General features: G+C 60.0%; 10 protein-coding genes. 6 read left to right on the top strand and 4 right to left on the bottom strand.

All coding sequences use genetic code 11. The features are described from left to right. Positions 1-3 precede the first annotated feature (3 nt). From Q5H92_RS09320 to Q5H92_RS09305, 4 genes are all read right to left on the bottom strand, one after another. Complete coding sequence (locus Q5H92_RS09320; RefSeq protein ID WP_305011244.1) at positions 4-2,994, bottom strand: HD domain-containing protein; 2,991 nt, start codon at positions 2,992-2,994, stop codon at positions 4-6. Between the two features lie 60 nt (positions 2,995-3,054). Next, positions 3,055-3,984 carry an NAD(+)/NADH kinase gene (locus Q5H92_RS09315; RefSeq protein WP_305011243.1) on the bottom strand — a complete coding sequence of 310 codons (930 nt, stop codon included), beginning with the start codon at positions 3,982-3,984 and terminating at the stop codon, positions 3,055-3,057. A 168-nt stretch (positions 3,985-4,152) separates the two neighbouring features. Further along, positions 4,153-5,199 carry an SPFH domain-containing protein gene (locus Q5H92_RS09310; protein WP_305011242.1) on the bottom strand — a complete coding sequence of 349 codons (1,047 nt, stop codon included), beginning with the start codon at positions 5,197-5,199 and terminating at the stop codon, positions 4,153-4,155. A 77-nt stretch (positions 5,200-5,276) separates the two neighbouring features. Continuing rightward, positions 5,277-5,633 carry a hypothetical protein gene (locus Q5H92_RS09305; protein WP_305011241.1) on the bottom strand — a complete coding sequence of 119 codons (357 nt, stop codon included), beginning with the start codon at positions 5,631-5,633 and terminating at the stop codon, positions 5,277-5,279. A gap of 133 nt (positions 5,634-5,766) precedes the next feature. Between Q5H92_RS09305 and Q5H92_RS09300 the strand changes: the two genes are divergently transcribed. The 6 genes from Q5H92_RS09300 to Q5H92_RS09275 all read left to right on the top strand — a co-directional run bounded on the left by Q5H92_RS09300 (position 5,767) and on the right by Q5H92_RS09275 (position 20,606). Then, the gene (locus Q5H92_RS09300; protein ID WP_305011240.1) at positions 5,767-6,603 is read left to right on the top strand and encodes a CvfB family protein; all 837 of its coding nucleotides are present in this window, start codon (positions 5,767-5,769) and stop codon (positions 6,601-6,603) included. Between the two features lie 246 nt (positions 6,604-6,849). Beyond that, positions 6,850-7,503: an NAD-dependent epimerase/dehydratase family protein gene (locus Q5H92_RS09295; RefSeq protein WP_305011239.1), complete on the top strand. Its 654-nt coding sequence runs from the start codon at positions 6,850-6,852 to the stop codon at positions 7,501-7,503. A gap of 458 nt (positions 7,504-7,961) precedes the next feature. Continuing rightward, positions 7,962-8,969, top strand: coding sequence for a right-handed parallel beta-helix repeat-containing protein (locus Q5H92_RS09290; protein WP_305011238.1), 1,008 nt, complete (start codon positions 7,962-7,964; stop codon positions 8,967-8,969). Positions 8,970-8,983: 14 nt separating this feature from the next. Further along, positions 8,984-18,784, top strand: a complete 9,801-nt coding sequence (locus tag Q5H92_RS09285; RefSeq protein ID WP_305011237.1) for a DUF8693 domain-containing protein — start codon at positions 8,984-8,986, stop codon at positions 18,782-18,784. A gap of 185 nt (positions 18,785-18,969) precedes the next feature. Next, positions 18,970-20,067 carry a DUF262 domain-containing protein gene (locus tag Q5H92_RS09280; protein ID WP_305011236.1) on the top strand — a complete coding sequence of 366 codons (1,098 nt, stop codon included), beginning with the start codon at positions 18,970-18,972 and terminating at the stop codon, positions 20,065-20,067. Further along, on the top strand, positions 20,067-20,606 hold the full coding sequence (locus tag Q5H92_RS09275; protein ID WP_305011235.1) for a hypothetical protein: 540 nt from the start codon (positions 20,067-20,069) through the stop codon (positions 20,604-20,606). The genes Q5H92_RS09280 and Q5H92_RS09275 overlap by 1 nt, the downstream gene beginning before the upstream one ends. The last annotated feature ends 51 nt before the right edge of the window (positions 20,607-20,657 follow it).

The following is a 20,657-nucleotide window of genomic DNA, read 5'->3' as shown; positions in this document are numbered from 1 at the left end:
TTTCTACTTCCCTTCCGCCGGCTTGCCGCCCAGCAGGGCCCACGCTTCGTCCGGCACCACCTGCGGGTACCGCTCCTTGAAAAACTGAGCTGCTTTGGGAAACTTTGCTATCCGGTCTTCGAGGGCGAAGGGTATCCAGTTTTTGCCGAAATGCTCTTGCCAGAGTTCGTCGAGGAGCCAGGGTTTAGAAGTAACATTTATAATGTAGCCCGCCGGATACACTTCTTCTTCTAAAAGAGGCATTTCACGGGCAGAGTCTTGGTCGTAAGGGTGTTCTTCCCTTTTGCTCCTCTCATCTAATTCATCAGTGTCATAATTATTCACAACAACAGCCGTCCTAAGTCTATGTGGCGAATCTGTGGCAAGTAATAGTCCTGCCTTCTGCCATTCAACGAACAAATGCGGCAAGCCTCTAAAATGCCCCTCCTTCCAGAGCATTTCACTACCTACATCAATCTTTACAAAATCAGAATGATAGAGGAATTGCCTTTTTGCGGGGTAATTCCTAGTGTTTTTTGTTGGAATAAAATCAAATTTAGCACAAACACCACTGCCAAACCACCGAATCTTAGATGAGAAGACGAATGCATCTTTGCTCAAAGAAAATTTTATCGCAGAGCTAGAATAATATAGTGCATATTCTATTGGCTGACCATGTAATAACGTCTGTAATTGCAAACCATAACCTTGTTTACAACAAACAAACTCTCCAATGCCTCTTTCAATCCAAGGATGTAATGACATTTCAGCAAGCTTTGGGTCAGTTATATATTCTGGACCATTGAAGTAAATGCTTGCTAGCATTTCTTGGACCATATCACGCACAAGCTCCCTTGCAAATGGTTTATCATCATTTCTCAATTGGTTGCGTTGCAAGTTTAGTGGTAGCTTACCATCAGGGTCGATAATTGAAAGGTTTGGATAAGCCATAATGCTTTCCATATACCGTCTGCCTTGACTCCAGCGTCGGGGCGACCAATGATTTGAAGCTTCATCGGTTATACCACCACCTGCAGTGGAATCTGAGATAAATATTCCATTACATGTCAATCTTGGCGCTGGATTAAAAGTCCAGTATACATCATATGGCAGCTCAGAGCTAATCCGACGCCACCCTCCAATTTGCAAATTGACTCCTCCTCTATTAGCTTCTACAATATTCCTGTTTTTAGCATCTGAAAATTTGCGTATTAACGTCGGATAGGCAAAACAATACCAATCCCAGTTCTTAGGCCTTACTTTCGATTCCTTACTACTAACAAGCTTCTCATACTCCTCCTTAGAAACATTTACTGTAATTACTGTCCCAACTTTTAGGTCAGTATTCTTTATTAGCACTATCGTTTTATTACCCAAATTGGTCTTAAAAGCATAACCTACTGAAGCGCTAATATGCTTTGTTTTTACATCTATTGTGCTACCGATTAAAAATGCTGCTAATGCTCCTACTCCGAATCGACCTGAACGCAGAACTTTTGATTTGACGACTCCCAAATCATCTATTTCAAACATCGTTTTCCAGTGCGAATTCTGCCTATACGATGCACCAGCTCGCAAAAAATAATCTCGAATAGTTGCCTCGGCCATCCCGATACCTCGGTCTGAAATCGTCATCACCGCATAACTCTTTTCCTCATCAAACGGCCCAAGTTCCACCACAACATCTGCCTCTTGCTCCCGCCGCGACACGCCCGCATACTGAGGATTATCCAGCACAAACTGGTCGTACTCCCGCACAGCGTCAATAGAGTTCTGCATCAACTCGCGTACACCATAGCTGGGGTCGTCGCCATAGAGCGGGCCGATGAGTAGCTTTAGCAGTTCGGCCCGCGCCACGTCGAAGCGGATGCGGTCGGGCACGTAGGGCACCGTTTTGGCGAACTCGGCTACGTCGTCTAGGTTAGAGCGCACCCGACGAAAGGTGAGGCCCAGGTTTTTCAGCTTGGGTTGCAGGCTGTAGACTTCGCCAAGTACCGCCCACGAGCTATCCAGTTCCTGCTGAATGCCGGCCAACCATTCCTTCAAGCGCAGGAACACGGCTACCTCCTGCGGGTACGCGTCGATTTGAAGGGATTCGAGGTCGTCGGTTTTGTCGGTGATGATGATGTCGGAGAGGTGCGCCTTGTGTTCTACTTGCGACACCAGGCTCCGAATGTCCTTGTACTCAAACACCCGTTCCGACGTCCGGTCGCCCTGAATCTGGATGTAGTCGCCCACGCGCAGCAGGGCCATCAGGTACACCGCGTGCACGTTGCGATAGTCGCGGTGGGCGAAGGTGCCGAAGTGCGGCGTCTTTTTCAGGTAGTCGAGGCCGGAACGCAGGGGCAGGCCGTGGCTGCGGGCCACGAGGCCCGCGAGGTCGCGCCACTGTGGGGGCAGGTCGTTGAGGGTTAGGTAGGCGCCGGTAGTGCCCGGCACGCCGTACAGCGCCATCTCGTGCGCCAGCCGGGGGTGGTGCTTCCGAATGAACTCCCCAATGAGCAGGTTGTCTGTTTCGGTTAGGTTCTGCCAGTGCTCGAACGGGTCGCGGACCTGGGCCCGGGGCGCGCCGGTTTCGTCTTTGCCGAACACGTTGGCCAGCATGGCATCGTCCCAGCGCCGGGCCAGAAACATAAAATCGGCCCACGTCTGCCCCCAGCCGGCGCGGTCGAAGAACGGCAGGTGCGCGTACTGGTCCGGTCCCTTTATCAGGTTCCAAAACCCCGCTTTGGACAGATGCAGCGCACTGTCGTGCAGCAACACGGCGAGAATCAGCGCCGCCGCGTCGTCTTTGGAAAACGCGGGTTCGGCCGTTTCGGGAATGAGGTTCGCCACCGTAGCCAGCACCTGTTCGATGTGCTGAATGCCGTGGTTGGTGTAGTCCGGGAAAAAGGTCTGCTTGCTTTCATCGAACCACTTGCCGAACTCTTGCAGGGCCTTTCGTACCGCCGGCTCGTGGGTCGCATCACGGAGTCGGTCTTCTAAAAAGGCGGGCAGATTAATCTTAGCGGGCATCGGGTGCAAATGTGGTTGGATGGGTTTCCAAACTTAACACCCGAATCCCCGCTCCCGCCGCTACCCCCGCTGCACCAGCCGCGTCACCTCCTGGCTGGGGCCGATGGTGGCCACGCTGCCCGCGTTGAAGCGCAGGAAATCGGCCTCCACGCCGTCGGAGAAGATGACGCCGCCGCTGGGCATCAGCGACTCGACGTGCAGGGGCTGGCGGGCGCGCAGCCGCCCCGCCACCAGGCCGCACTGCGTGCGCTGGCTGCGGAAGGGCTCGCGCACCACAAACAGCAGCTCGTCGGGGCGCAGCGGGGGCTGCTCGGCGGCCTGGTCGTGGCCCAGGAAGTCTTCGAGGCCGGCGGCCATGTTGAAGATGGAGCTGAGCCAGCCGGTGCTGCCCGCCGGCGTGGCCACGATGATGCCCGACGAGGAATGCTCCTCGGTGGCTTCCTCAAACGTGAGGCGGTAGCGAGCCGAGACGTGCGAGGCCGCCCCGATGAACAGGTCGTTGAAGGCGAGCAGGCGTTGGCCGTCCTGCAGGGTGGCCTGGGCCAGCGGCTGGGTGCGAATGGGCACGTCGGCCCCGCGCACGAGGGCCTGCACGGCCGCCCGGCAGGTGTCGGGACGGAATGGGAGCAGCACGCCGTCGTAGCGGCTGGGGTCGGGGTTGACGGCCACCAGGGGCCGGCCGCGCACGTACTTGGCGGCGTTGGCTACCAGGCCGTCCTGCCCTACGACGACGACCACTTGGTCGTCGGCGAAGATGAAGGAGGGCAGGAATTCGCGGTCCACCACCTTGCTTTTCACCACCTGGGCCAGCTCGCGCTGCACCTGGCTTACGGCCAGGTCGAGGGCAGCCTGCTCGGCTTCGTAGTCGCTGAAGTTGCCGCCGGCGCGCTCCACCACGAAGCGGGCCTGGGCGGCGGTGTTATAGCGGGCCTTGAGCTGTTCGAGCCGGGTTTTGGCCCGCACGATGATGGCGTATTCGATTTTGGGCATGATGGGGACGGGCGGCGGCTGGTTAGTGGAATGGGAAAACCAGAACGTCATGCAGAGCGCAGCGAAGCATCTCGCGTGCTACCACTAATCTTTTTTCAACGCTTGAGTTACTACCACACGCGAGATGCTTCGCTACGCTCTGCATGACGTGCTTAGGTACCCAATACCCTACCGGCGCGTGGGCTTGGGCGCGTCCGGGGCCGGCGCAGGCGTATCGCCCAGCAGGTTATCGAGCAAATCGGGGGTGATGTTGAGGGTGCCGATTTTGCCGGCGTTTTCGGCTAGCTCGCGGAAGGCCAGGGCAATGTTGAGGCGCGGGTCGGGGTTGTTTTGCAGGGCGGTGAGAGTGCGCCAGTCCAGGTCGCGGAAGGGGCGCAGGGTGGCTTCGGTGACGTAGCCCTGAGCGTCGGCGGCCTGGCGCTGGTTGGCGGTTTGCTGGGTGAGGAGGTCGGCACGGCTGGCTTCCACGGCGATGTCGGCCTGCACCTGCAGCTCGCGCAGCTTGCGGTCGTTGGCGGCGCGCTGGAGCTGGGCTTCGGAGCGTTTCTCGTCAATCTGCTTGCGCTTTTCCTCCACCGCGATGTCGGTGTTCAGCTCGCTTTCCTTGATGCGCCGCTCCTGCTCCACGGCGAAGTTGCGGCGCTCGTAGATGGCCTGGTCGGCTTCCTGCTGCAGGCGCTCGCGGGCGTCGGCCTCCAGGGCGCGCTCCATTTCCGGGGTGGCTTTCACGGCCAGAATGTTCACACCCAGCACCTCGATGCCCAGCTGGGCCACGGCCGGCGAGCTTTGCAGCCCGGCCTGAATCTGCTCCTCAATGAACTTGTTGGAGCGGATGGCGTCCTTGAGCGTGAGGCTGTGGGCGTAAGCCGAGGTGGCGGTCTGGGCCTCATTCACGAGGCGCTGGTTGAGCTTTTCGAGGTCGTTTTTCTTGTAGATGCCCAAGCTGTTCACCGTGAAGTCGAGCAGCTCGGCCAGCTGGCGCGGGTCGCGCACGCGGTAGCTGAGCTGGCCCTGGATGGTGATGCTCTGGTAGTCGGCCGTGGTTTCGTTGAAGATGAAGGGCAGGTCGTTGGAAGCCAGCGGTACGGCCGCGATGGAGCTGTTGAAGGTGGAGTAGAAAAAGGCCAGCCCGCGCCCCTCGCGCACCACCTTGCCGTTTTTGTACTGGATAACGTAGGTTATCGAATCGAATTTGGCGTACCCAAGACCGAACATAGCGACAGGAAAAGTGGAGGCTCAAACTTACGTAAATCGGGGTTGGCGTCGCTAGATATCCCAAGTACGGCCAATTCCTAGCTCTTTCGGTACCATTGCTTTGCCCGCTGCCACGGCTGCTGAGCAGCAGTTGGCAGGGAAGAAGCGTATTCGTAGCGGCCTCCCAATGCTAACAAAACCACTGCTACCGCATCCGAGAGATAATTGGACGCACCTATACCATGCCAGGTTTCATAGCCCGTTAATCCTGCTATTGACATCAACGTGAATCCACCGCCTGCTATCTCGCTCGATACCTCAGCCATACACGCTGGGTCTTCCTCAAAATTTTCACAGGTGATTTCCTCCCCCGTTAGCTGTTTCAACTCAGTGATGACTGTTTGCAGTGAAGGGATTCCGTTCTCAAAATAAAATTTGCGCGATATTATTCCCATGGTTCAATTGTACAAGTATTCGGTGCTGCATGCAATGAAGTGCGTCTAAATAAGAAAGTACGGTGACAAAGCTTATAGTCAGCTCGCACATTTTCTCCCGATCTTTGCCCTTTCACCCCACAATACACTTGCTATGGCCAGCCTCCTCCTCGGCGATTACAACGACCTCGAAGTAGCCCGTGAAACCAGCATCGGCCTCTACCTCACCTCCGACGACGGCGACCTGCTGCTACCCGAAAAGTACGTGGAGGCTGGCACCCGCGTGGGCGACATCGTGCGCGTGTTCGTGTACCGCGACTCGGAAGACCGCCTCATTGCCACCAACCTGCGGCCCCTGGCGCTGGTCGACAGCTACGCCGCCCTCACCGTGAAGGACCACGGCCCGGCCGGCGCCTTCCTGGAATGGGGCCTGGAGAAAGACCTGCTCCTGCCCTACCGCAACCAGCGGCGTGACCTGCGCATCGGCGAGCGGGTGTTCGTGTACGTGTACCTCGACGAGGAAAGCGACCGGCTGGTGGCCTCCACCAAGTGGAAGCAGTTCCTGCAAAACACCCCCTTCCCGGGCGAACCCGGCGACGAGGTGCGCCTGCTGGTGGCCGACGAAACCGAGCTGGGCTACCCCGTCATCGTGAACGGGACGCACCAGGGGCTGCTGTTTCATAACGAAGTATTCCGGCCCCTGCGCCTGGGCGAGCAGCTGCCCGGCTTCCTGCGCCAGGTGCGGGCCGACGGCAAGCTCGACGTGCGCCTCCAGAAAGAAGGCTACGGCGAAGTAGAATCGGCCACCGACACGCTGCTCAAAGCCATCCAGGCCGCGCCCGGCGGGCGCCTGCCGCTCGGCGACAAGAGCCTGGCCGAAGACGTGTACCGCCGCGTGGGCATGAGCAAAAAGGTGTTCAAGAAGGCGCTGGGCGCGCTGTTTCGGCAGGGCCTGGTGCTGCTGGAGCCGGAAGCGACGGTGCTGAGATAGTCAGAACGTCAAATTCCCCTCTTCATCTGAGGAGGGGATGCTGGCGCGAAGCGTCAGCGGGGGTGGTTTGATTCGTTGAACCGAAGGTCAGCGTAGCTAACGACACCTGAACGAAAGCGGCCTCGTGTCGTTAGCTACGCTGGCCTTCGGTTCAACGAATCAAACCACCCCCGTTTTCGCTACGCGAAAACTTCCCTCCTTATCCAAGGAGGGGAGTGTCGTTCCACCAGTTTGCTTCCTCACCCTATGCAAAAAACCGCTTTACTCACCGGGGCCACGGGCCTGATTGGTGTTCAGTTGCTGCCGCTGCTGCTGGCCTCGGAGCGGTACGCGAAGGTGGTGGTAGTGGGGCGCAAGGCCGTGCCCATCCTCCACCCCAAGCTGGTGCAGGTGACGACTGAGCTCGATAAGCTGGAGGATGTGCGCTTCAAGCTCATTGCCGACGACGTGTATTGCTGCCTGGGCACTACCATGAAGCAGGCGGGCTCGAAAGAAGCTTTCTACAAGGTTGATTTTCTGTACGTGGTGAAGCTGGCGGCCTTGGCGGCCGGCAATTTCGCCTCGCAGTTCATGGTGGTGAGCAGCATGGGCGCCGACCCGGAAAGCCGCATTTACTACAGCCGCGTGAAGGGCGAAATGGAGGACGCCGTGCGCCAGACGCCGTTTCGGGCCATTCATATTTTCCGGCCCTCGCTGCTGCTGGGCGAGCGCAGCCAGCCCCGCCTGGGCGAGCGAATAGCGGCCGTGCTGCTGCGGGTGCTCAATCCACTGCTGCGCGGCCCGCTGCTGAAGTACCGCGCCGTGCCCGGGGCCACGGTGGCCGCCGCCATGCTGCGCGCCGCCGAGGACGATGGCGGCGGCGTGCGCGTGCACGAATCGGCGGAGCTGGCGAAGGGCTAGACTGGTTTTGAAGTTGCGGTAGCGCTGGGTGGCAGCGCGGGCTTTGGGGTTCGCGTCCCCGCGCCGTTCGGTAGTGGTTCTGGTGCACGAACGCCAAAGTTCGCGCTACTGCCCAGCGCCGCTAAAGCTGCCCTAAACTTCTGAGACAGCGGGCCCGAGCACTAAGCCAACGGGTAGAATAACGCCCGCCCCAACGGCGGAGGCGGCCACGTGCCCGGGCCAACCAGCCGGGCCTCTCCGTGCTGGCACGGAGACGAAACCGGTGAATTATCCGTGCTGGCACGGAGGCGAAAACACTGGAAAAACCGGGGCTGCTACGGATTGTCCGCGCCCTGTTCATAATCAAATTTTACCCTTGCAAAATCCTGTCATTGCAAGGGCGACAGCTGGGGTTTTGCGGGCTCTGGACGCCGGGGCTTAGTCGTGCTTTTTTTCAACCTCACTCCATTTCTGTTTGTATGAAAAACCTCTCCGCCTCCCTCCTTTTCGTGCTGCTGGCGCTGGCTGGTCAGCTGGCCTCGGCCCAGACCATTCGCCGGGTGAACAACTCGGGCATTACGGGCACCAACATTTACGCCACCATCCAAGCGGCGCACGACGCCGCCACGGCCGGCGACATCATTCAGGTAGAGCCTTCGACCACCACCTACGCTGGCTTCACCTGCACCAAGCAGCTCTCCATTGTGGGGCCCGGCTACTTCCTGGGCGAAAACCAGCCGCCGGCCCTGCAAGCCAACACCATTCCGGCCACGGTGAGCACCGTTTACTTCAATGCGGGCAGCGCGGGCTCGTCGATTGCGGGCATCAGCAGCAACGCCACCTGGTACGTGGGGGCCAATAACGTTGTCATCCAACGCTGCTACATCACGGGCTACGTCTACCTGTCGTACGGCGTGTTGACCAGCAATGCGGTGATTCGGCAGAACTACTTCTACGGCGTGCTGGAATACAGCGGCGCCAGCACCAATTCGCTTATTACCAACAACATCATGTACACCGGCGGCACCTCGCTCAGCAGCACGGGTTCGTCGGGCGAGTTCTCCAACAACTCGGTGATTGCCGGCGGCACCAGCCTCAACAACTTCACGGTGCGCAACAATTATTTCGCCACCACCTTCACGCCCACATCCAACACCAACTGGGACTACAACTTCTTCGCCCAGAGCACGCTGCCCACGCTGGGCACCGTTGGCACGCACAACACGGCCAACGTGACCGCCGCGTCCATCTTCGCGCTGGCGCCCACCGCCCCCGGCCAGTTCGATGCCTGGTACAAGCTGAAAAGCGGCTCCAACGCGGCTGTAGGGGCCGGCCAGGGCGGCGTCGACATCGGGGCCACGGGCAGCGCCACCGGCTACGGCTACCACTTCGGTGGGCTGCCGGCCATTCCGGCCATTTACCAGCTCAACCAGGCCGTGACCGGCAACACGCTGAACGTGACGCTGGGCACGCGCTCCAATAACTAAGCGGCGCCCCGGTTATGCACCGCTCCTACGATTTTCGCCCCACGCGGGGCGGCGGGCCGAGGTACTTCGGCTGGCTGCTGCCGCTGGTGCTGCTGTTGCTGCTGCTCATTGGCAGCATTGTGCGCAGCTACGGCCAGGCCACCATTGCCCGCGCCGAGTACTTCGTCGACACCGACCCCGGCTTTGGGGCGGCCACGGCGTTTGCGCTGCCGGCTACGCCGGCGGCCGATTTACCGGGCCTGTCGGCCAGCGTGCCGCTGGGCAGTCTGAGCGTGGGCTTCCACGCCCTGGGCGTGCGCAGCCAGGACGCCAACGGCGCCTGGAGCCTCACCAGCCGGCGCACGTTCTACTACGAGCCGCTGGCCAATGGCACGCTGGCCAACGTGACCAAAGCCGAGTATTTCATCGATACCGACCCCGGTTTTGCCGCTGCTACCGATGTGCCGGTGACGGCGGCTACCGACATCAGCGGCGTGGCCTTCGGCGTGAGCCTGGGCAGCCTGAGTGCGGGCTTCCACCAGCTGGGCGTGCGCTCGCGCGATGCCAACGGGCAGTGGAGCCTGACCAACCGGCGCACCTTCTACTACGAGCCGCTGGCCAACAGCACGCTGCCCAACGTCACGAAGGTGGAATACTTTATCGACACCGACCCCGGCTTTGGGATGGCGGTAGACGTGCCCGTAACGGCGGCTACCGACATCAGCGGCGTAGTATTTAACGTGAACATCAGCAGCCTGACGGCCGGGTTTCACCAGCTCGGGGTGCGCAGCCAGGATGCCAACGGCAAATGGAGCCTGACCAACCGGCGCACGTTCTACTACGAGCCGGCGGCCCTGAATACGCTGCCCAACGTCACCAAAGTCGAGTATTTCATTGATGCCGAGCCCGGTTTCGGCAGCGGCACCGACGTGCCCGTGACGGCGGCGACTGACCTCAGCGGCGTGGCCTTCGGCGTGAACCTGAGCAGCCTGAGTACCGGCTTTCACACCCTGAGCCTGCGCTCGCGCGATGCCAACGGCAAGTGGAGCCTGACCAGCGTGCGCAGCTTTTACTACGAGCCCGTGCTGGCCGCCGCGCCCAACGTAAACAAGATTGAATACTACTTCGATGCCGACCCCGGCTTTGGCGCGGGGACGAACGTGCCGGTGCCTACGCCAGCGCCGGATTTGGCCAATTTCAGCTTCGCGGCCGATGCCAGCGGGCTGGCCGACGGCGCGCACCGCATCTTCTTCCGCTCGCGCGATGCCAATGGCAAGTGGAGCCTGGTGAGCAACCGCAGCTTCCTGAAAAACGGCTGCGCCTCGTCGGCCAACTTCGCGGCGGGCCTGCCCAGCACCAACTATACGCAGGGCGGCAGCTACATTGGCACGGCCGAAAACGCCTTCAACTCGGCCCCCAGCGGCACCAACAATTTCCTGGCTTACAACGGCGCGGTGATTCAGGCCGACCTGGGCAGCACGGCCTCGCAAACCATCAGCGAGGTGCGCCTGACGGTGGCGCCCCAAACCACGACCAACTTCACGCTGCAAATCCAGACTTCGGCCAACCTGACCACCTGGACCACCGTGGACAGCTACGCGGCCACCCTCACCGGGGCGCAGACCTACAGTGTGGCCCGCACGCTGGCCACGCCGGCTACCGGCGTGCGCGGCATCCGGCTGGTGTTCGGCACCAGCACCAACGTGCTGAGCATTACCGGCGTGGGCGCATACTACTTCAACTGCGTCGGGCCCACCATCACCAGCTTCACGCCGGCCGGCGGCGGGCCAGGCACCAGCGTGGTCCTCACCGGCACTAACCTGACCGGCGCCACGGCCGTGACCTTCAACGGCACCGCCGCCCCGGGCTTCGTGGTGAATTCGGGCACCCAGATTACGGTGTCGGCCCCGGCGGGTGGCACCAGCGGCCAGATTTGCGTGACCACGCCCGGCGGCACGGCCTGCTCGGCGGCGAGCTACGTGTACCCGCCCACCATTGCCACGGGCACGGTGTCGAGTTCGGCGTTTTGCGCCAGCACACTCATTCAGGTGCCTTTCACGACCAGCATGGCCAGCTACGGCAGCGGCAACGTGTTCAATTTCCAGCTGTCGGACGCCAGCGGCAACTTCACGGCCGGCTCGCGGCTGTATGGCTCGCTCATCAGCACCAACGCCAACGGCGGGGTGCTGCGCGACTCAGTGGCGTTTCGCACGCCGGCTGGCAGCGGCTACCGGGTGCGCGTGGTGGCTTCCAACCCGAACATCATCGGGACGGACAACGGCACTAATCTAACCATTTATCCCACACCGGTGGCTGCGGCTACCAGCAACTCGCCGGTGGTTTTCAACGGCACCATTCAGCTAGCGGCGCAGCCCACGGGGCAGAGCAGCTACCAGTGGTACGTAGCCTATACCAGCGGCGGCACGGCCTACGTCGGCGCGGGCCAAGCGCTCAATCTGACCAACGCCCAACCCACGCAGAGCGGCAAGTATTATGTGTACGTGCAGAACGCCAACGGCTGCCAGGACTCGGCCAGCGTGAGGGTGCTGGTGCAGCCCAATGCCGTGCCGGTGCTCACAATGGGGCAGTTTGGCTTTAATGGCTGCGCGGGCGCCACGTTCAACATCGGCTTCGTGGTGTCGGGCAACAACTTCGCCAGCGGCAATACCATTTCGGCCCAGCTCTCGGACGCCAGCGGCTCGTTTGCCGCGCCCACGGTAATTGGGTCGGCGGCCTTCACGGGCCAGGGCGGCGGCTCGGTGGCAGCGTTGATTCCGACCAACACGCTCACCGGCAGCGGCTACCGTATCCGATTGGTGGGGTCGAGCCCGGCCGTGACCAGCACGACGGACAACGGCTCCAACATCACCATCACAACCCAGCCCACGGCCACGCCGAGCAGCAACTCGCCGGTGGCTTACAACGGTACCATTCAACTCACGGCCCAGACCGTGGCCGGCGCCTCGTACCAATGGTTTGGCCCCGGCTTCTCGTCCAACCAGCAGAACCCGACCATTGCGAACGCGACGCCCAGCAACAGCGGCACCTACACGCTCTACGTGACGGTGAACGGCTGCCAGAGCCCCGGCACTGCCACCACAGTAGTAGTGAACCCGTCGGCGCAGCCCATCCTGGCCATCTCGCAGTTCAATGGCAGCCTGTGCCCCGGCACGGGGCTGAACATCGGCTTCTCGGTGACGGGCAACGTGTTTGGCGCTGGCAACGTGATTACCGCGCAGCTTTCGGATGCCAGCGGCTCGTTTGCGGCGCCGGTGGTCATTGGCTCGGTGGCTTTCACCGGCCAGGGCGGCGGCACAGTTTCGACCATTGTGCCGCAGAACACACCGGCCGGCACCGGCTACCGGATTCGCCTCATCGCCAGCAACCCGGCCACCGTCAGCCCGGCCGACAACGGCACCAACCTGACGGTGCCGACCACGCTGGTGGCCACGGCCAGCAGCAACTCGCCCATAGCCTCGGGCGGCACCTTGCAGCTGAACGCCGGGCCCAACGGCGCGGCCACGTACCAATGGTTCGTGCAGTACACCGGCGGCGGCACCAGCTTCATCAGCAACCAGCAGAACCCGACGTTCAACAACGTGACCACGGCTTCGTCGGGCTTCTACTATGTGTATGTGACGCAGGGCGGCTGCACCGACTCGGCCAGCGTGCGCGTGCTGGTGAACCCGCCGGTGAGTACGACACTGGCCCTGGGCACGTTCTCCGGGCAGTTTTGCGCGGGCAATAACTACGCCGTCAACTACACTGTGGGTGGCGCGGGCCTGAGCAACGGCACCATCACGGCGCAGCTTTCGGATGCCAGCGGTGGCTTCGGCGCGCCGGTGGCACTGGCCAGCGTGAGCTTCAACGGCACGGGCAGCGGCAGCCTCGGCTTCACTCTACCGGCCACGACGGCAGACGGCGCGGGCTACCGCATTCGCCTAGTGAGCACCAACCCGGCGCTGACCAGCAATGACAACGGCACAAACCTGACTATTTCGAACCTGACCAACGTGGTGGCCGGCTCCAACTCGCCGGTGGCCGCGGGCGCAACCATCACCTTCAGCAGCAGCGGCGTTCCGGCCGGCGCTATCATTGGCTGGACCGGTCCGAACGGCTTCAGCAGCAGCCAGCCCAACCCCAGTCTGGCCAACGCCAACGCGGCCAACGCGGGTACCTACAGCTTCACCGCCAGCATCAATGGCTGCTCGGTGACGCGCCCGGTGCAGGTGACGGTGGGCGCGCCGGTACTGGCCATCAGCACGGGCGCGGTGAGCGGCTCGCTCTGCCCCGGCTCGGCTATTTCGGTGCCTTACAATGTGACGACGGGCAGCGTGAACGGCGGCAACACCTTCACGGTGCAGCTTTCGAACGCCAGCGGCTCGTTTGCTTCGCCGGTACTTATTGGTTCGCTGGCCAGTAATGCCAGCAGCGGCACCGTGGCGGCGGTGATTCCCACCAGCACCCCGGCCGGCAGCGGCTACCGGGTGCGCGTGGTGGCTGACAACCCGGCCGCCGTGGGCTCCGACAACGGCAGCAACCTGACCATCGGCGCGCTCACCTACGCCTGGACGGGCGGCGTGAGCACCGACTGGTTCAACGGCGCCAACTGGAGCTGTGGGCAGGTGCCCACCGCTACCAGCGTGGTGACCATACCGGGCGGCGCGAGCTTCTACCCGGTTATCACGGGCAGCACGGCGGCGCTGGCGCTGAACCTGACTATTGCCAGCGGCGCTACGTTCACCAACAATGGCATTTTCAACCTGTATGGCAACGTGACGGTGAACGGCACGGTGCTGGCCAGCAGCACGTCCAGCTGGTATTTCGCGGGTGGGATTACGCAGTTCATCTATGGCGCGAACCCGCTGCAGGTAGGCAATCTATACATCAGCAACGGCTCGACCCTGACGATGAACAACGTGCTGAACGTGTACGCCAACTGGTACAACTTCGGCACCTTCGTGGGTGGCCCGCTCTACAACGTGTACTTCAACGGCACGGGCGGCACGCAGATTATTGGCGGCACGTCCGTCACGACTTTCTACAACGCTTACGTGAACAGCGGCGCGGTAGTAAACCTGGGTTTGAACGCCGTGTTCCTGAACAACTTCGTGGTGAACGGCACGTTCTCGGCCGTGACTTACGGCGTGATATTCGGCGGCTCGGTGGCGCAGACCATCGGTGGCACGGGCAGCAGCAGCTACTACACCGTCACCATCAACAACACGGTGGGCGTGATGCTGGTGAGCAACATCACGGTGCTCGGCGACTGGATAAACAACGGCCTGTTCTCGGGCGGCACCTACTCGGTGATTTTCGCCGGCACCGTCGCCCAGATTATCGGCGGCACTCAGGTAACGAACTTCTACAACGTCACCTTCAACAACCTGATTTCCGTGACGCTGCACCAGAACATTTACGTGCTGGGCGGCTTCGTAAACACGGGCGTGTTCTACGGCTGGTACCTGAGCGGCGGCAGCACCCTGGGCTACTTCGTGCGCTTCGGCGGCACGGCGGCGCAGGTGATTACGGCCAATGTCACGACCTACTTCTACCACTTCTACGCCGACAACGCGGCGGGCGTGAGTCTGGCTACCAACATCTACATCGCGGGCAATTACTACCTCTACTCGGGCACCTTCAACCCCGGCACCTACACGGTGTACTTCAACGGCAACGAAGGGCCCGGCGTGGTGCAGACGGTGGGCGGCTACACGGCCCTCAACTTCTACGGCTGGAATGTGGTGAGCGGCGCCTACGTGCGGCTGATTCAGAACGTGACCTTGCTGGGCGGCTTCGCCAACCTGGGCACCTTCTACGGCTACAACCTGGTGGGCGGCGTGTACACGGGCTACACCTTCACCTTCGGCGGCAGCGGGGCGCAGAGCCTCACCGGCGGCGGGGTGTACGAGTTCTGGCACGTGACCTGGAACAACCTGGCGGGCATCACGCTCAACCAGAACATCAGCGTGTGGGGCAACTGGCTGAACAATGGCGGCTACCTGGCCAACGGCTACCTCGTCAATTTCATTGGCAACGTGGCCCAGACCATCGGGGGCTCGGTGCTTACCACGTTCCACCACGTCACCATCACCAACACGGTTTCGGTGAGTTTGCTGCAGGCCGTGACGGTGCTCGGCAACTGGGCCGGCACGGGCGTGTTCCTCGGCAACGGCTACCTGGTGTACTTCAACGGCACGGCGGCCCAAACCATCCTCGCCGGGCTGAATACGCGCTTCTTCGACCTGCGCTTCAACAACCCGACGACGGTGACGCTGCTCTCGAACATCTACCTGAACGGCAGCTGGACCCACGACGGTGGCTTCGTCGCCAACGGCTTCCGGGTGTTCTTCTCGGGCTCGGCTTTGCAGATTATCGGTGGAACAGTCACTTCACTATTTCACCACCTCACCATCTCACCAAATGCCAGCGTGCAGTTGGCCCGCGTGGTCACCCTGCTCGGTGACTGGACGAATGACGGCAGCTTTGCGGCCGGCACCTACACCGTCACGTTTGGCGGCACGGTGGCGCAGCTCATTGGCGGCACGCAGGTCACCAACTTCTACGGCCTGACCATGAGCAACCCGGTTTCGGTGACGCTGGCGCAGCACATCTACGTGCTGGGCGGCTTCCTGAACACGGGCGTGTTTTACGGCTACCAGGTGCTGGGGGGAGTGACCACGGGCTACTTCGTGCGCTTCGGTGGCACGGTGGCGCAGGTGGTGAATGCCAACGCCACCACCTACTTCTACCACTTCTACGCCGACAACGCGGCGGGCGTGAGCTTGCTGGCCAACGTGTACATCGCGGGCAACTACTACCTGTACTCGGGCAGCTTCAACCCCGGCACCTACACGGTATTCTTCAATGGAACCGTGTCGGGCTACGTGCAGACGGTGGGCGGCTACACCGGCCTCTCGTTCTACGGCTGGAACATCGGCAGCGCCGCCAGCGTCCGGTTGCTGCAGAACGTGACCCTGCTCGGCAACTTTGCCAACGCGGGCACTTTCTACGGCTACAACCTGGTGGGCGGCGTGTACACGGGCTACACCTTTGCCTTCGCCGGCACGGTGGCGCAAAGCCTGACCGGGGCGGGCGTGTACGACTTCTGGCACCTCACTTGGAACAACCTGGCCGGCGTCACGCTCAACCGCGACATCAGCCTGCGCGGCAACTGGCTACACCTCGGCGGCTTCGTGGCCAATGGCTACCTGGTGACGTTTGGCGGCTCGGTGCTCCAGCTCATTGGCGGCTCGGTGGCCACGGTGTTCCACCACTTCACCATTGCCACCGGCGCCACGGTGCGGCAGGACGTGGGCATTACGCTGCTCGGCGACTGGACCAACAACGGCAGCTTCCTGCCCAACTCGCTGCTGGTGTACTTCAACGGCACCGCGCTGCAAACCATCGCCGGCACGGCCCTGACCACCTTCTACGACGTGACCTTCAACAACGCGGTGAACGTGAGCCTGGGCCAGAACATCGACGTGACGCGCAACTTCGTGAACCAGGGCGGCTACTGCGGCTGCGGCTTCCGCACCCGCTTCAACGGCACGGTGGCCCAGAGCATTACCTGCACCTCGGGCCGCACGCACTTCCACGATATCACCTTTGCCAACACGGCCGGCGTGACGCTGCTCGACGGCATCTACGTGAGTGGCTTGTGGGTGAACAACGGCGGCTACCTGGCCAACAGCCAGACGGTGATTTTCGACGGCACGGCCCTGCAAACCATCGGCGGCACGGTCCTGAGCGCCTTCTACAACGTGGGCATCACCAACGCGGTGGACGTGCAGTTGCTGCGCGACATCACCGTGGCCGGCTTCTGGAACAACACCGGCCTCTTCCACGGCCAGGGCTTCGGCGTCAGCTTCAACGGCACGGCGCTGCAAACCATCACGACTACCGGAGCCACGGCCCGCAGCTACTTCCACCACATTACGTGGGCCAACCTGGTGGGCTGCGTGCTGGCCGGCGACATCTACGTGGCCGGCAACTGGCTCTGCAACGGGCCCTTCAACCCGGCCACCTACACGGTGTACTTCAACGGCACGGTGGCCCAGACCTGCGGCGGCACCCAGCAAATCCGCTTCTTCGGCCTGAGCTGCGCCAACCCCGCCGGCATCACCTACAACGGCCCGGTGTATTTGCTGGGCAACTTCGTGAACACCGGTCTGGTGAATTGCGGCGCCTTCGGCTGGTACTGCATCGGCACCGGCCCGCAGACCATCGGCGGCATCTCGACCACGCCCACGCGCTTCTACGACCTGTTCATTCAGAACGGCAGCGGCGTGACGGCCACCGACAACTGGTTCCTGACCCACGTGCTGACCCTGACCACCGGCAACCTGGCCTCCAACGGCCACCTCACCCTCACGAGCAACGCCAGCGGCACCGCCATGGTGGTGAACCCCGTGGGCGGCGGCGTGGTGACGGGCGTTTCGACCATGGAGCGCTTCATCACCGGCCTGAGCGGGGCGCCCGGCTACCGCCACTACTCCTCGCCCATGAAGCTGAGCGCCGCCGGCATCAGCACCACCGTGCAGGAGTTTGCCGACGACCTGCCGGTGTTCGAGCTGAACCCGGCCTACAACACGGCCGGCAACACGGCCACGCCGTTCCCGACCTTCTTCCAGTACGACGAAACCCGCCTCACGGCCTCCAAACCCGGTTTCGACGACGGCTGGATGGTGCCCACCGCCACCCAGGACCTGCTGCCCCTGCGCGGCTACACCGCCCAAACCCTGCCCACCACCACGGTGGACATTTCGGGCCTGCTGCAAACCGGCAACGTGAGCTACAGCCTGGGCCGCGGCAGCCTGGCCAACTCGGGCTGGCACCTGCTCGGCAACCCCTACCCCGCGCCCATGGACTGGGACGTGGCCCGCAGCACCACCGGCATGCTCAGCGGCGTGGCCGATGCCCTCTACGTGTTCGAGCCCAGCGGCCAGTACACCGGCACTTATAAGGCCTACGTGAACGGCCTCGGCCAGAACGGCGGCACCAAAGACCTGGCCGCCATGCAGGGCTTCTTCGTGCGGGCCACCGCCCCCACGGCCAGCGTGAGCCTCACCAACGCCGTGCGCGCCACCAGCTACCTCTCGCCGGTGTTCAACCGCACCACCACGGCGCCCCCGGTGCTGCGCCTCGAAGCCCGCAACCTGGCCACCGCCACCGCCGATGAAACGGTGGTGTACTTCGAGCCCGGCGCGGCCCTCGGCTTCTCGGCCCAACACGACGCCTACAAGGTGCAGCTCAACGGCAACGGCCGCCCCAGCCTCTGGAGCCAGGCCGGCGCCGAGAGCTTCGCCATCAACGGCCTGCCCGACTTGGCCACGGCCCCCGTCATCCCCCTCGGGGTGCGCGTGAGCCAGGACGGCGCCCACGAGCTGACCCTCACGGGCCTGACCGATGCGCCCGCCGGCACCCAGGTGTGGCTCGAAGACCGGGTGCTGAACCGCCGCCAGAACCTGGCCGCCAGCCCCGCCTACGCCTTCACGATGCTGGCCAACTACAGCGGCCAGCGCTTCTACCTCAACTTCGTGGCCGGCACCGTCACGGCCGTCACCACCGGCCAGCTGGCCGCCCGCACCGCCCTCTACCCCAACCCCACCACCGCCCGCGCCACCCTGGAGCTGGCCGGCCTGCGCGAGCAGGGCCCGGTGCAGGTGGAAGTGGTGAACGTGCTGGGCCAGACGGTGCGCCAGCTGAGCACCCGCCCCAAGCAGGGTTTCCTCTCCGAAACCATCGACCTCAACGGATTAGCCACCGGCGTGTACACCGTGCGCATCCACGCCCAGGAAGGCACGGTGGTGAAACGCCTGGTAAAGGAGTAGGTGCCGTAGCTTGAGTTACAAAAAAGCCTCGCCAGTGTCTGGCGAGGCTTTTTTGTAACAAATGTTTTTTCAAATCCGAGTTGCTTTTCTAGTAAGCGCAGATGATATGCGCTACATTAGCATCGCACTTAATCACAAACCGTTTTCTACAAAACTAATTGTCAAAACTTTTTTTCTTAACACTAATGAATATCTCTGAATACAAACAAGACCCCAATGAAATCGAATTTGAAAACGATGAAAACGAGCCAGCTGAAGAATCCCCTGTAGCAGACCTAGCTAAAATAGTTTCGTACAACATTGCTAACACCGTTGAAGTATTAAAACTAAAAATTGATAATGAAGAAATAAATTTAAAACCTGAATTTCAACGCGACTTTGTCTGGGACATAAATCGCGCAAGTCTTTTCATTGATTCTCTACTCACCGGATTACCCATTCCTAGCATTTTTCTTGGAAAAGACAAGGAAGACGAAAGCTATATTGTAATTGATGGACAACAGCGACTAAAGTCAGCATACTATTTTATCACAGGCAGCTTTATAAGCAACGAGAAATCCGCAATTTTCACCCTAAAGGGATTAAAGGACAGGGAATGGAATGGCAAAACATTTGCTGAGCTAGACGCAAAATACAAGCGTAGAATCAACAACGCTGTGCTAAACACAACAATCATCGAGGACATTAATTTTCGCCCTAGAGTTGTACACGACCTTTTTCATAGACTAAACACGGGTGGTGTGCCCCTGACAGACCAAGAAATCAGGAATTGTGTCTATACCGGCATATTCAACAAACAGATAATTGAACTGAATTCTTACAACAACTGGCGTATCCTTATTGGAAAACCCTTTCCAGAGCGACGCCTAAGAGATGTTGAACTTGTATTACGCTTCTTCGCGCTTTTTCATGGGTTGTCAGTTTACAAAGAATCCATGCGAGAGTTTCTTTCAACTTTTCAGGATAACAATAAAAACAACCATGATTTCATTGCTTCAAACAATGAACTGTTCAAAGCAACAGTCGATTTAATTCTGCATGAGATTGGACCTAATGCATTCAAGCTAGTCAGCACCATCAACAAATCAGTTTGTGATTCTGTGATGGTGAGTATAGCGCAAATCATAACCTCACGCAAATCTCATGCAAATCTAAAGCAGAAGCATCAGCAAATTATAGCTGATGAGACTTACAGAAAGTACGTAACATATAGCACTTCTTCGGAAGCAAACGTAACGGGCAGGATTGATTTAGCGAGAAACTATTTTCTAGGACTGAAGTAATGCCATTTAACGCTCCTGACCTCGAAACATATAAGGCTGACTTGGATAATAACATTGCAGCTATTCAAAAATTAAAGACAGACAGCCATGCAACAATAAAAATTCAGTCTTTGTTGAACATCACAGCCTACGTCTTAGCTACAAGGTTTATTGAGGGCGCTATAAAGCATATCATTTACAATTGCTGTAAAATGAGAGGTGATACAGATACACAACTCACAGCACTTTCATCAGAATTAAAAAAATTTAATAATCCAGAATTTACATTAATAAGAGATGAGATGATAGCAAAAATAAATTTTGATATTTTACAAGGCAAGACAGCAGGACTTTTTTCTGATTCAGATGTTTCATTTTTAAATGAAATTGTCAAGAATCGACATAGAAATGTTCACGCTACTTTTGACCCTGCAGATTGGTATAATAAAAACCTAAAAGACCTTAGTGACTTTCATAAAGAATATGCTGGAGTGGTAAAAATCGTTTCCTACCTTGATACTATTCATTATAATCATAGCACTTCAGCTTTTTCTCATTAACCTCAAACGCAAAGCCCCGCCAGCAACTGGCGGGGCTTTGCGTTTCTTCAG

Source organism: Hymenobacter mellowenesis, from assembly GCF_030581005.1.
Lineage (GTDB): Bacteria > Bacteroidota > Bacteroidia > Cytophagales > Hymenobacteraceae > Hymenobacter > Hymenobacter mellowenesis.
Note: the sequence above shows the minus strand (reverse complement) of the source record. Positions and strands in the feature narration are given on the sequence as shown.